At 38.6% G+C, this 13,824-nt stretch carries 9 protein-coding genes and 4 tRNA genes; 9 read left to right on the top strand and 4 right to left on the bottom strand.

Features of this window, described 5'->3' with window-relative positions; genetic code table 11:
* Nucleotides 1-189: 189 nt before the first annotated feature.
* Nucleotides 190-3,504, bottom strand: coding sequence for a PilC/PilY family type IV pilus protein (locus J6578_RS01435; protein ID WP_287953723.1), 3,315 nt, complete (start codon nt 3,502-3,504; stop codon nt 190-192).
* Nucleotides 3,505-5,052: 1,548 nt separating this feature from the next.
* Between J6578_RS01435 and comJ the strand changes: the two genes are divergently transcribed.
* From comJ to J6578_RS01415, 5 genes are all read left to right on the top strand, one after another.
* Nucleotides 5,053-5,427 (top strand): competence protein ComJ, encoded by a 375-nt coding sequence (comJ, locus tag J6578_RS10275; protein WP_353846645.1) that lies wholly within the window; start codon nt 5,053-5,055, stop codon nt 5,425-5,427.
* Nucleotides 5,428-6,461: 1,034 nt separating this feature from the next.
* A tRNA-Val gene (locus J6578_RS01430) sits at nt 6,462-6,537 on the top strand.
* Nucleotides 6,538-6,569: 32 nt separating this feature from the next.
* Nucleotides 6,570-6,646 (top strand) — tRNA-Asp (locus J6578_RS01425).
* Nucleotides 6,647-6,673: 27 nt separating this feature from the next.
* Nucleotides 6,674-6,749: transfer RNA gene (locus tag J6578_RS01420), tRNA-Val, on the top strand.
* A gap of 236 nt (nt 6,750-6,985) precedes the next feature.
* A tRNA-Leu gene (locus tag J6578_RS01415) sits at nt 6,986-7,070 on the top strand.
* A 451-nt stretch (nt 7,071-7,521) separates the two neighbouring features.
* On the opposite strand, the gene argS is transcribed toward J6578_RS01415, so the two are convergent.
* Complete coding sequence (gene argS, locus J6578_RS01410) at nt 7,522-9,243, bottom strand: arginine--tRNA ligase (protein WP_093090745.1); 1,722 nt, start codon at nt 9,241-9,243, stop codon at nt 7,522-7,524.
* Between the two features lie 272 nt (nt 9,244-9,515).
* Between argS and J6578_RS01405 the strand changes: the two genes are divergently transcribed.
* The 4 genes from J6578_RS01405 (at nt 9,516) to J6578_RS01390 (ending at nt 11,827) form a co-directional block, all read left to right on the top strand.
* Nucleotides 9,516-9,746, top strand: a complete 231-nt coding sequence (locus tag J6578_RS01405) for a hypothetical protein (protein ID WP_287953721.1) — start codon at nt 9,516-9,518, stop codon at nt 9,744-9,746.
* Nucleotides 9,747-10,006: 260 nt separating this feature from the next.
* Nucleotides 10,007-10,390 carry a hypothetical protein gene (locus J6578_RS01400; protein ID WP_287953719.1) on the top strand — a complete coding sequence of 128 codons (384 nt, stop codon included), beginning with the start codon at nt 10,007-10,009 and terminating at the stop codon, nt 10,388-10,390.
* A 44-nt stretch (nt 10,391-10,434) separates the two neighbouring features.
* On the top strand, nt 10,435-11,382 hold the full coding sequence (locus J6578_RS01395) for an SHOCT domain-containing protein (RefSeq protein ID WP_287953717.1): 948 nt from the start codon (nt 10,435-10,437) through the stop codon (nt 11,380-11,382).
* Between the two features lie 274 nt (nt 11,383-11,656).
* Nucleotides 11,657-11,827: a hypothetical protein gene (locus J6578_RS01390; protein ID WP_287953715.1), complete on the top strand. Its 171-nt coding sequence runs from the start codon at nt 11,657-11,659 to the stop codon at nt 11,825-11,827.
* Between the two features lie 249 nt (nt 11,828-12,076).
* Here the strand turns inward: J6578_RS01390 and metW are convergent, their stop codons facing one another.
* Nucleotides 12,077-12,673, bottom strand: a complete 597-nt coding sequence (gene metW / locus J6578_RS01385; protein ID WP_287953713.1) for a methionine biosynthesis protein MetW — start codon at nt 12,671-12,673, stop codon at nt 12,077-12,079.
* Nucleotides 12,670-13,809: a homoserine O-succinyltransferase MetX gene (gene metX, locus J6578_RS01380; protein WP_239364273.1), complete on the bottom strand. Its 1,140-nt coding sequence runs from the start codon at nt 13,807-13,809 to the stop codon at nt 12,670-12,672. The genes metW and metX overlap by 4 nt, the downstream gene beginning before the upstream one ends.
* Nucleotides 13,810-13,824 lie beyond the last annotated feature (15 nt).

Raw genomic sequence — 13,824 nt, 5'->3', positions numbered from 1 at the left:
CTCAACTGAGTAGTTACAGAGAATTAATCAATTACAGAATAATTTTATACACTTAACACAGTACAGCAGAGTGAAATAGAAGAGTGTTCACCTGAGTATTAAAATTGAAGCAGCCGGTTCAAACTGTAAATTAAATTCAGAAAGAACCGGCTGCTTCAATTTTTAAATAGAAATCAAGTGCCACCTGATTTACATATAATTAGTTTTAATTTCCCTCCATGACAGGCGTTTAAAGGAAATGGGACACATATTAACCCCTTCAAAATCAATGCTGTTACCCTGATTATCGAATCCTCCGATTAGTGAACGGAAGCAACTAGTAGGTTGTTTACGGTCACCACCACCGGGTACAAGCGGGCTGCGTAAGCCTGATTGAGAAGTAACCTTTTGATTCCCCCCGCCAATAAACGAATATGCTATCGTACCTTGTACGCCAACACTGCTTGATAACTCAGGATCATTGCTAATATGGGGATCATTCCGAGTCAATGCGCTACCAGTCAGCGCATTAAACTGAGTTGTGCGGCTATAGACATTTGTACTTTCATTGACAATCGTTGTATCACAAGGATCTTTCGGTTTAGTATCACCGGATACCGAATATGAGCGAGTTACCACGATGCCTGCGTATAAAAGCTGTTGTACAGGCGTTACCACACGCTCACCATCATTATTTAATTTAAAATACCATCCCTTATATCTTTGTTGAGAGAACGGCAAATTACTTAATTGACCTTTGCTGCCATTGTATGTCATTACTTGCTCTAAGAGTGAACTCTTATCAATTAAAGCATTATTGGTTTCATCCGGATCATCATAGATACCATAAATAGCTTGTTCATCATTATTATTCAAATCAGACTGGTAAATATTACTGCCCGTACCGAATACAATAACCAGTTTTTTATGGCCACTTGAATTATTCTGAGCCGTTTCGTTTTCAACCTCGTATATAGCAGGAGTAGCAGTTATCGGCGCTCCTGCCGAGAATATTTTAGTGGCAGTCCATTTGGCCGGATCTGGATTGCGCAGATCAAATCTGAATAAATTGCCGCCATAATCGCCTGCGTAAACCAGATCAGCAACGCCATCGCTGTCCAGATCATAAGCAACTGGGCTGGAGAGACCGCCCGAACCGCCAGGACCTACCAGTTTGGCAATTTGCTCACCAGCTTTCATGCCCACTTTCGCATATCCCGCAGTGCCAACATCGATACCTAATGCATCATAAACAAATAAAGCAGATTCAGGAGATTGTTGCACCGGTTGAGCCATATTGTCAGAATAGTTATAGCCATTATTAATAAAGGCAGCCTCTCTGATATGATCGGTAACGGATGTCCATGAAGCTTTTACATCTTTGTTCACCCGGATGCGCGAAGCTATTGGTGTGCCTATCGTATAACCAAATTGATTATTAGCACCGGAAGGTGTCTGAAACAAGAATACATCCTTATACCAGTCACCGCTACTCATATTGTCGGCTGCTATAGGCGCACCGGAAATCAAATCATTTCCACCAATATTAATAGCGAAAGCACCACGTCCGGCTTGCCCCATATTGGAAATCATATAGATTAAGCTTGGTGCATCTTTTCTTTTTTCAGTTTCATACACCGAGAATCCACCATTCAATAAATAGCGGTGAGGATGATTGGAATCCCTGCCATACTGATTATTAGTCAGATCTTTATAGTAATGAGCCACCAGATCACTACCATTATTACTCTGGCGCTCAATAGCCATTGGCATATAATTAAACTTCAGATCATAGGGATGGTCTGCATTATTAGTTGCGCGGAACACATAAACCATACCATCATTTGCAGATGTAATCATATATTTCTGATAATTGGTTTTATCAGTGCCCACGGATACTTTATCGCCGATAGACCGAATCGGATTATCCAGAATGTCGCCTATATTACGACGGCTTTCATCACTAGTGTTTTTATCTATTTTGTCGCGCTGGCGATAATCCAGTACAAAATCATCTTTTTTAATTGCACTATCAGCTTTCGAGCGGGCATACCAGCTCAATAATCCTTCCAGCCACTCTGAATTATTTTGATAATTATTATTTGGTATCTTAAAATAATTATTATCAAACTTTTTCAATGAACTGGAGTACAGATAAGTATCTTGCCCATCGTTTAGCAATAGCTGACGATTGCCATAAGTTGGCTGCCTGTCACATGAGGTTTTACTTGTATCATTCTTGGCATGAATACAGATTTTACTGCTCCAAGGGCCGGTATCTACTATTGCTGTAACAACAGAATCAGCAGACGTACCACCTGTTACCGCAACAGTAGGTACGGAAGTAGTCACGTTGGTTATAGAGGTTGTTGTTGCTCCTTTGATTTTCTCAAATATCTCTTGAAATGCGTTAAGAATTTGCTGTTGTGAATTTGCATTAAAAAAGTATTTTGCATCTGGATTGGTTATTGGATCGTAATCCGGTCTGGGCGAAGCGCCATTGCGCAGATAGCTATGAGCAGTTTTTTGCAGGTTTGTCAGTCCCTTATAGCCAAGACCCACACCTATGGTAAATGTCTGTACAGTCTGTGTGAATGTATCAGAATGCCCCGGGTTGCCCGCTAGCGGATCAGGGCCATCCCATGGCTGACCAGCATCATCGGTAAGCCTTCTATCTTTAAATTTATTTGTATTAACATTGTAAGCCCCGCCCCAACCATCAGTAAAATCTTTTGTATAGCTATATTTACCAAAACTTTTAGTGGCTAAAGTTTTTGTGTAATACTCTAATAAATGGGTGTGATCTACTACACCAACATTCGTCGGCCTGTACTCATCTCCATCAAAATAGCCATCATATCCCCATGTCAGATTTGCTGCATACTTGGTAGAATCTGTTATTGGAAGGGTACCTGCATCAAGACCGTCAGTTAGCAGAATCAGGTAGGATTTCTGGCAACGATATTGCAGCTTATTAATTATTGTATTTCTCACTACGCCATTCAGACGAAGTGTGGTAGGGGTGCCGCCAGCAGCTATCAGTCCAGCAATATTATATTTTGTATTCCCATTAATATGATCCATGATCCAATCATATCCTTCTTTAGTTGAAGTATCATAAAAATGGTTATAATTTGCATATACCGCATTGTTGGTTTTCCGATCCAGCTCTAAAGTTAACCAGTTGTTCATCGGCTGAAGGCTATAATAGAAATTATTTCTGTAATCATTGACAATCTTTGATAATACAGTTTTAACCATCTTAATTTTTCTTAATGGTGTTATGCCGTCAGCTTCCGTGTTCGCTTTACAAAAACCGTAATAAACTCGCTTATGCTGTTCTACCGGATGATCAGGATCATCGTAGTCGTCCATTAACCATCCCAGATCAGGCACGTCTATTCTGTCATTTTCATCACTCCAAGGCGAAGGAACGCCCCAGTTATTACATTTTTTTGTACGTGAATCTAGGCTTTTGCAAGTGTAAGTATAATATCGACAACTATAGCCCATAGGATCAATCATACTGCCAGAATCATCAATATAAAAAGTAATGTTTGGCTTGATATTAAAAGCTGTTGTAGTAGTTGATTTACTTTGCAGATGTAAAGGTATATCAGCAAATATATTGTTTGCGGCCTGTGCCTGAAATATAAATACACCAAAAATACTGGCAATTGCTTTTGAAAGGATTTTTTTACCAATGCCAGCCTTGGAATTAGCATCCTTGTGATCCATATACATTTACTCTCCACTCAGCGTACAAGCAGTATCTAGCTCTATAAGTTGAATACAACTTACGCAACTTATAAAGTTAAAATGGATCATATTATTATCTATAAGACATAATTATTCAAATGAAAGGTTAAAATTCATATGTAAAATATTATTAATTCATATGTATCTATTTTAATAAGTTAATTAATTTACATATTTTATAAATTATAATTAAATATAATAAATATAAGTTCGAAATTATTGAATGATAGTTAATCTGCTTAAAATAATAATGTAGAGGAATGTAGGGTTAGTTACACTTTATCTTAAAATAATAAAAGAATCGTCTAAAACTTATAAAGCGGTTTGGCCGAAATTATTTAATAGTTTTTAACGCAATTGTAGTAATTAATGAATCATTGAATGTTTTATATTTGGATTTTTCAATCCTGAGATATCAACTAATTCTTTTACATTATGCTTGTTCATTATTAGAGTAATTTCTAAATTAGAAAATATTGTACATTGTTTACTTAGGTGGTGCCGCGGGCGCTAGAAAAAATGTATTAGAGTATCACGTATCTTTTGTTTGTAAATTCAAAATTCTTTATTTGTGCTTTCTTGTTATGATAAGACTTAATCTACTTTTTTCCTTAAGGAAAAAATTGTTAGTACGATTACTGGTATTTACATAATATAAAAAGAGATATTATTGCACCATGACAAGAATTGATAGATTCAGATAAAAATCTGTTTGATTCATATCGTACGGTATACTTTGATTTAGATGACAACAAAGTTGATATTAAATCATTAAGCGAGATTTATAATTTAGGTATGCATGTCACAACAATCAGTATGAATCTTTCGGAATGCTTTGGATTGATTAGTGGTGAATATATTCATCAATTAAAGTTCAGTTAAAAGCTTATCACTACAAGCTTAAATCGGGGATATACATAATATTCATTGGTATTTGGATATGTCAAAGATACCATATCAAATGGCTGCATCGATGGTGACGATTAACCATGCTGGTGCCAAAGTGAATAGAAAAAATTGCTTGGAAGGAATGATAACGAAATCAGGTTATGATTGAGATGAATGGCCAAAGGCGGTATTTAAAGAAGATGGGAAAGGTGCCGCGTTAGGTATTGATTTGGTAATAATAGTGGCGTTGAGTCAAGTATAGGAAATATTGTGTTAAATTTTCTCGACGGAACCAAGATTAAAATAAAGGTTTATAAATGGAAAATGATAAAAACCAAGTAGTAGATTTATTGATATCATATAATCAAATTTTAATTCGAGCAAGATCTTACTTCTGAGCAATTATCGCAGTGAGGCAAAGTAAATATTAAGCAAGGTGCTGTAATTCATAATAATTATGTTATTTTTGATCCTTTATTTGCAGATGCTTTTGGTGCTAATGTTCTTTTAAAATTAACAGACAAGTTTGTCATCGATAAAAAAGCACAACGTTGTATTGTTACACCGTTTTATGTTAATGGTAGTAGTCATGTTGAAGTTGCCTCTGCAACTGAGAATCTTAAAATTAACATAAAGTTAGATTCGCCTTTATATTCTCTTTACTACGAAATCTGTGAAAGTGATGAGGTTTTTTATAAATTTACTTTTGTACCTACAGAAATCCCCATAGAGGCTCAATATCTTATTGATGATCCTTGGGGAGGGGAGAAAAATAAAACTCTTAAACTTGGTTTTTTGTAATTAAATCAAATTATAAATTAAAATTATTTGATAAAAATCAGGTTAAAATTTTAAGGAAAGTGATTCTGAATGCTTTTGATTGCGTTATTTACTATATATTAAATACGCAAGAAAAAAATAAAGAAAAAATTCAGTAAATATAAATAAGTATGATTAGTTAATGATCACTATGGCAATTAAGAAATGGCACTCAGTCCGCTTGGAGGTAGACCAGCAAGGCTTGGGATACCGATTTTGTTGTGCTATTTAGCTGGATTACCCACTTAATACTGTTGATGATATGCAACTGCTTTGCGTGTGCTTAAGTTATCTAACCGATATCCCGCAACGTTTATACGCTATTTATTAGTAAAGTGGTGGTGACAATGTCAAAGAGAGGTAACTAGTCTGCTATGACTATACTGAAGTTTATCTATAGGTTTCGGTTACAGTTGGCGACGATTATGTAACGAATAGCTTTGCTTATGATATTGCCAATTAATTTAATGCACTTTCATTAATATCCGGCAGGATTTTCTTTGTATTATCGCTGATAATGGCATTTTGGTAATAATAAATACAGCTTTTGGGCAATTTAATTAACTATTTATTTGGCTGGTGCTCTATATAGGTACGATTAGGGTATCAGGTTTGCTTGAGGATGCTTTTGGTAATGTAATAGGGAGAGTGTTTTGCGCTTATGCATGAATTCAGTCTGCAGACTACTGAATATCATTAGAAGTAAATCTGGTTGATGTTATCTATGTTTAAATCTTTTGGGGTAATTTTGTGCTTTTGATTTATGTCTAAATAATTTTGTTATGCAAGGCATTTTATTTCGACTTAATAATAATTTTTTGAATCTTTATGAAGAGGAGTTACGTTAGCAAGAATAGTTCTTTACGCACATTGAAAGGAATAGCTGAAAATATGAGGCGTTGCGTTTGTATATTTTATATTTTAAAACAGTATATTATAAAATAATTGTTTGATGTGATTAAAAATAGCTTGCTGTGTTTCTTACTCTATGATTTAATACGCGCCTCAACAGTGCAGGGTGATTAGCTCAGTTGGTAGAGCGTCTGCCTTACAAGCAGAATGTCGGCGGTTCGACTCCGTCATCACCCACCAGTTTACTGTTTTATGCCTAGCATGAAACTTGCGCGGTGGTAGCTCAGTTGGTTAGAGTACCGGCCTGTCACGCCGGGGGTCGCGGGTTCGAGCCCCGTCCGCCGCGCCAATTTATGGTTTCGCTGTTTTCTTTTATGGGTGATTAGCTCAGTTGGTAGAGCGTCTGCCTTACAAGCAGAATGTCGGCGGTTCGACTCCGTCATCACCCACCAAATCTTTCATACTATCTCATTCTTAATTTCAGTTGATTAAATTTCCAAATTTCTATTAGGTTTTTGAACTATTGTTATTTTGTTATTGCTGTGTTTGTACAAATAAGTGCTTAAACATTGCTATGAGTCTCTGAATAAGCCGATATGCATCTGTTTGTATATAATTGAGATTTTTTGCTTGGCATAAATTATAAACTATTTTATAATTCTACGCTCAGTCAGTTTTGATTGTTTGTGCGGATATGGCGAAATTGGTAGACGCACCAGATTTAGGTTCTGGCGCCGAAAGGTGTAAGAGTTCGAGTCTCTTTATCCGCACCACAGATTTTAAAAGATATCTTAGAAATTAAGATATCTTTTTTATTTTGTTATTCCGTTTTGTTTATTCTCTTTAAGCTTTATTTAAGCTTATATCTGCTACAGTTTTTCAAAAATCGTTTATTTGTTTATTGATTTATTTTACGGGTTGAAATAAGTTTTATCTGAATCAAAGCCGGTTTATTTTATATTTTATTCGGTTTTATGCTTATGTAAATAAGCTTTCAGGATTATTTTATTGCTTTTAGTGAAAATAGCTGAATGTTTGATTGAATAATTGTTTTCAGATTTGAATATTAAAGCATTTATTTAGAATTTGGTTACAAGTTTATTTGCTGGATATATTGATTCCCATAGATGAATATTCCGATTTATTTCAATAAAAAACTGCACTGTCTGGCATAAAGCTGATGCAGGCAGTGCAGTTTATGATTCTGAAAATTGATTATTAAGGCTACATGGTATCTAAGGTATCTATACCTAATAAAGCTAAACCTTGTTGCAGGGTTTTGCCGGTAAGGCTGGCTAGCTGCAAGCGACTATTGCGTGTGGCCTCATCTGTTTTCAGTATTGGGCAGGCTTCATAGAATCGACTGAATAGGGTAGCAATTTGATACAGGTAAGCTGCCAGATAATGTGGATAGGCGGTATCGGCAACGCTATTAAGTATGTCTTCAAATTTAAGCAATTCTACAGCCAGTTGTTGTTCCAATGGTTCATTGAGGCTAATTTCGCTATTTTTATCCCATGTCTCTGCTTTGCGGAATACGCTTTGTACGCGGGTGTAGGCATACTGTAAATAGGGAGCTGTATTGCCTTCAAATGATAACATGCTGTCCCAGTCAAATATGTAATCGCTGGTGCGGTTTTTACTTAAATCAGCATATTTTACTGCGCCGATACCTACTGCATGTCCAATATGTGCTATTTCGGCGGGGGACAGGTCGGGGTTTTTGCTGGCGACTAAGGCAGATGCACGAGTTACGGCTTCGTTGAGTAAGTCCAGTAATTTTACGGTGTCACCGCTGCGGGTTTTAAATGGTTTGCCATCTTTACCCATCATGGTGCCAAAGGAGACATGTTCTGCGAGTACGCTTTCCGGTAGCCAGCCGGCTTTGCGGGCTACGGTAAATAATTCTTGAAAATGCAGGCTTTGGCGTGCATCTACAACATATAAGAGGCGATCGCCATGCAGGGTATTAATGCGATAGCGTACACAGGCTAAATCGGTACTGGCGTAAAGGAAACCGCCATCTTTCTTCTGGATAATGAATGGCATTGGTTCATCATCCTGATTTTTAAATTCTTCAAGAAAAACTACTTTTGTTCCATCGCTGTCTACAGCGATGCCTTTGGCCAGCAGTTCGTTTACGGTTGGTTGTAGCTGATCGTTATAGAATGATTCACCGGTTACATCTGTAGGTAATAGTTTTAACCCCAGTTTTTGGTAAACAGCCTGAGCATGTTGTAGTGATGTTTGTACAAATTGTTGCCATAAAGCCAGTACGCTGGCTTCTCCGCTTTGTAATTTGACTACATATTCGCGGGCGGTATTGGCAAAATTTTCGTCTTCGTCAAAGCGTATTTTGGCGTTACGGTAGAATTGTTCCAAATCGGCTAGTTCCAGATCGGCACGACCGTTTTGTTGCTGTTCTGTCAGATAAGCTACCAGCATGCCGAATTGGGTACCCCAGTCTCCTACGTGGTTCTGTGCAATAACTTTGTGCCCCAGAAAAGACAATACTCGGTTTAGGCTGTCTCCAATAATGCTGGAGCGTAAATGCCCTACGTGCATTTCTTTGGCAAGGTTGGGAGAAGAATAGTCGATCACTATGGTTTGTGGTTCGCTGCTGTGAGTAATGCCTAAATGATCATCCTGTAAAGCGCTCTTGATATATTGAGCCAGTTTTTCCGGTCGCAGATGCAGGTTGATAAAGCCAGGACCAGCAACTTCTGCTGTGGCAATTAAGGGGTTTTCTTGTAGGGCATCGGCGACTTTCTGAGCCAGTTCGCGTGGGTTTTGTCTGGTTTTTTTGGCTGCACCCATGACGCCATTGATTTGATAATCACCAAAGTCTCTGTTTTTGGCTGGTTGCAGGATAATTGGGTGTTCGGTTAATCCGGCTGCGCTGAATGCCTTTTCAACTTCAGTGGCAACTTGTTGATATAATTTCATGTTGGTTTAATGATTAAGCAAATGGTTCATTTTCGCATAAATATGTGTAAATCGCATTATTGGTTTAGCTAAAGGTAATGTTGCTAGGGTAACTTTAGACTACAAAATAGTTTCTTTGTATTTTATTTATGCAGTATTCATTCTGTTAATTAGCAGTATGAACCTTGATAATTTTTTTTGTGGGAATATGCATAAAGTGGGGTAGCTATTATCTTATCGCTCTTACTTGATAAAACCAGTGGCAACGATGTTTTTCTTTTTATGGTTAGTTGATGCGATGTCTGTTGGCGATTATTGTGAGCTTGGTTCATTATATCTTTTGGGTAACAGATGAAGCGATAGATAATGCGGCAGGAGGTTTCGCAGAAGTCTATATTAAGGTTGGTATACGCAAGAGGTTTAAAAATGTCATTGGTTCTAAAAGCTCAAATGAAATTTTTTCAAAATTTAAAGAGACAGGGTGTGCAACAGGCAATCCTAGTTATGTAAAAGATGGCGTATGAGCTGTCTGTAGGATATATAAAAGTGTTTAATAAAACTGCTCAATCACTGCTGGTCAGAAATGCTGATCAAGACAAGTGAATGTTAAACCAGAACCAGTAATTGCAGGCAACCAATAACAGGGTAAAAACGACAATAAAAAGCGTGTTAATATACAAAAAATGAAAGTTAAAACTTTATCAAGTACAGTTAGCGGTAATGCTGTAGCAGCGATGAAAGAATTAAATAACTACATGTTTAATCAGCTTGGGACATCAATGACATGAAAAAGTTATTCCTAACTCTCTTACTTCTACCATCTTTGGTAATGGCTACTGATTTTAAAACTGCTGTATCAGGCAAAAAACTAACGTTTGCTGGCGCAACTTGTGCCGGCGTGTCTTTTTCAAAAGATGGCGCGATTGCGAATATGTATGATGAACAGGTGTCTAATTGCAATCTAAATATACCATTCCTATTGCGCGTAAAATGGCTAAATGACAATACAGCTATACTGGTTGAAAAAGTTCAAAAAAATAAAAGTGCCCCTCCTCGCGTTTTTGTAATGCAGTTTCAATCGTTGAGCGGGAATAAAGTTACTGTTAAGGATGTATGGATAGGTTGGGGCGCTCACCCAGACCAGATTCAAAAATACACAATTAATTGATGCATCAACTTGGATAAAACTTTGATACTGCAAAAGGAATTTTTATGTCTAAGCCATCTTTGACAAATGAGCTTACTCGCTTGTATGAACTGCTGGAGAAAGGGGCGATTACACAGGAGGAGTATGAGGAACATAAGGCTTTATTATTAAACCAAGCCCGCGGTGCATCTTCACAGAATGATAGCTATAGTAGTAGTCCGGCACAGGCTAAACCAGCAGGTGAAGTACCACAAATTATCATCAATCAAAGCTCATCAGTTGCCGCGTCAGCCAGTGCAACTGCTGTAGCCAAAAATGGCGGTTGTTTAAAAAGTGTTTTAGCTGCAATTGGTTTTCTGGTTGTAATTGGTGCAATTCTGAAAGCTTGTTCTAGTGACGAAAAAACAGTATCAAGTACGCCTGCATCAGAACCGGCTGCTCAGATTGTTGCTAATGCAGTTAATCAGGAGGCTGCTCAGGAAAATATGCAGGCTGCATTGCAAACTGCGAAGCAGGAGAATACAGCAGTAAATAATGAAATAAATGCGTTATGGACTGATATGGATGCGGATGTGCGCAACCATTTAAAGTCTCAGCAGCTTGCATGGAACCAGCAAAAAAAGAGGCAGTGCCAGTCAAACCAATACCCTACGCCGGAGCAGAATCAAATTGAGCATTTAAACTGTGAAACAAGCCTAATACACACACGCATATCTGAACTGGAAATACTACAGAATCAGCTATATGCGGAAGTAAAGGAGGCGAAGCTACAAAAGCTAAGGCAGGAGGCAAATGATTCATTGGAAGTACTACAGGCAACATGGGATTCCATACCGGAACCGATTAAGGATCAGCTGAGTACAAACTTTAAAAACTGGACTAAGAGTGCGGATAATGAATGCGATTCTGCAAAGCCGGCTGATACACAGGTGCAGACAGATATCAACCGATACATTTGTAGAATAAAGCTGGTAAAAGCTAAAACCAAGGAGCTTGAGGGTTATAAAATTTAATCTTGATTATGTTGCAGATTCAAGCCGGTTTAGTGCTGGCTTTTTTATTGAGGTAAATGATGCTGCTAGTTGGGGGTATTCTGAATGTACCGAATTTCAAGGAACTTAATGTTATTTGCAATAATACGCTTAGTCGATAACGTCATTTCCATGAAAGACAATAATATGCTCAATATAGCAAGGCATTTGTCGAAAAAAGCTTCTTTGCCTGTTACAACAAAGTAGCTAGTTCGTATAAGGTTACTGTGTAGCAATTCAAAGGAGCAGTCGGGGCATGAATGTGTGGCGCATGAGTGGCCAGATTGAAACATTGGCGGCCAGTACACTTAAATTTCATATCATCACGCCTGAATACGTCTACGCCAATGCTTGTATTACGGGGTATGACAGGACAAGAAAGGTGTCAGGTGGTGCGCAGTTGATTAAGGTTAATCTGTATTTTTGATCTTTTTAAATTCGCAGTTAGGTTTTTTCTTATCTCTGTTTTAAGTAGGCGATGCTTTTTTGAATAATATTATTCAGGCTAGATTGTTTTTTATCGGTTAGTAGCTAAAGATAAGTGTGTTCTGCGGTAGCTGATGATGGTATATCAATGATATGTCATGTGTACAATTTTGAAAAAAATATTCAGCATTATGTGTACCTGTAAATGAATGTAGGGCAGGGTTCTAGCTGGCTATCTTTGTCTGTGCACTCAGCCGACGCGATAAAAGGCCAGGCTACCCAGCAGGTTTGGCAAGAAGGATACGCGCTTATTGCCACTCATTACGGCACGTTGTAGAATTTTTAAATGATTTTTGCTGCATAATCTGTCGAAATCCTGAAGTGTACACCAGTGAATGTTGGGGGTGTTATACCATTGATAAGGCATGCGTTCTGATACTGGCATATGTCCACCAAAGGCGATTTGCAGGCGATTGCGCCAGTAGCCAAAGTTGGGAAAGGTTACAATGGCTTCTCTGGCGACGCGTTTCATTTCCTGCAAAATATTTTCGGTGTTTTTCATGGCTTGAATGGTTTGGCTCAATACAATGGTATCAAAGCTATTATCGTTAAAGTGTTGTAATCCGGCTTCCAGATCGGCCTGTATGACGTTGATACCACGCTGCATGGCAGCTAAAACACTGCCGGTAGCAATTTCCAGCCCATAACCTTGACAATTTTTGTGTTTGATCAGGGCGGCGAGTAGTTCACCATCTCCACAGCCTAAGTCGAGCACTCGGCTATTGGGGGCAATCCAGTCAAAAATCATTTTTAAGTCACCACGCAGTGACGTTGATGATGTATTCATTGTGTTAGCTCAGTAGCAATATTATTAAAATAAATACGGATGGCGGCCTGATAGTCGGGATCTTCCATTAGAAATGCATCATGACCGTGGGCAGACTGGAGTGCAATATATTGCACGGGTTTGTTGGCAGCAACTAGTGCGTCAAGCAATTCTTGTGAACGTCTGGGTGAGAAGCGCCAGTCACTGCTGAAGCTGGCAATAAGTATTTTTGCCTGAATTGCTGATACTGCGGTAATTAAATCACCGGCATAGTCACGTGCCGGATCAAAGTAATCCAGTGCTTTTGTCATCAGTAAATAGCTATTGGCATCGAATACGTCGGCAAATTTGTCACCCTGATAATGCAGGTATGATTCGACTTCGAATTCAACGTTGTAATCATACTGAAAGTTTTGTTGACGCATCTGACGACCAAATTTTTTGCCCAGTCCGTCTTCCGCCAGATAGGTGATGTGTCCCATCATGCGCGCTATACGTAAGCCGCGGCGGGGAATCCGTTGTTGTTGTGCATAATGTCCCTGACAATAGTCGGGGTCGGTAAGTATGGCTTGTCGAGCCACGTCATTAAAAGCAATATTTTGTGTCGATAAACGAGGTGCAGAGGCAATAATCAGTGCATGACGTAAACGTTGTGGCTGATCAATAGCCCATTGTAATGCCTGCATTCCGCCCAAACTGCCACCCATTACTGCTGCCCACTGCTGGATACCGAGCCGGTCGGCAAGCATGGCCTGACTTTTAACCCAGTCTTTTACTGTAACCATGGGGAAATCAGCACCATATGCTTTACCGGTAGCCGGATTGATGCTCAGTGGTCCGGTACTACCATGGCAGCCGCCCAGATTATTGAGGCCAACGACAAAAAATCGATTGGTATCAACTGGTTTTCCGGGGCCAACCATGTTATCCCACCAGCCAGGGTGTTTGTCGTTACTGCTGTGGTAGCCGGCAATGTGATGATTTCCAGACAGTGCATGGCAGATTAGTACGGCATTAGTTTTGTCTGCGTTAAGGGTGCCATATGTTTCAACCATCAATTCAAATTGTGGTAAAACACAGCCGTTTTGCAAGGTTAATGGGCTGCTAAAAGACCATTTCTGCGGGGTAACAATGCCAATGCTGTCTATTTCTTTCATGAGTATAGGTAAAAG

It is taken from the genome of Snodgrassella sp., from assembly GCF_024103505.1.
Lineage (GTDB): Bacteria > Pseudomonadota > Gammaproteobacteria > Burkholderiales > Neisseriaceae > Snodgrassella > Snodgrassella communis.
The sequence above is the reverse complement of the archived record's forward strand: the minus strand, read 5'-3'. Positions and strand labels throughout refer to the sequence as shown.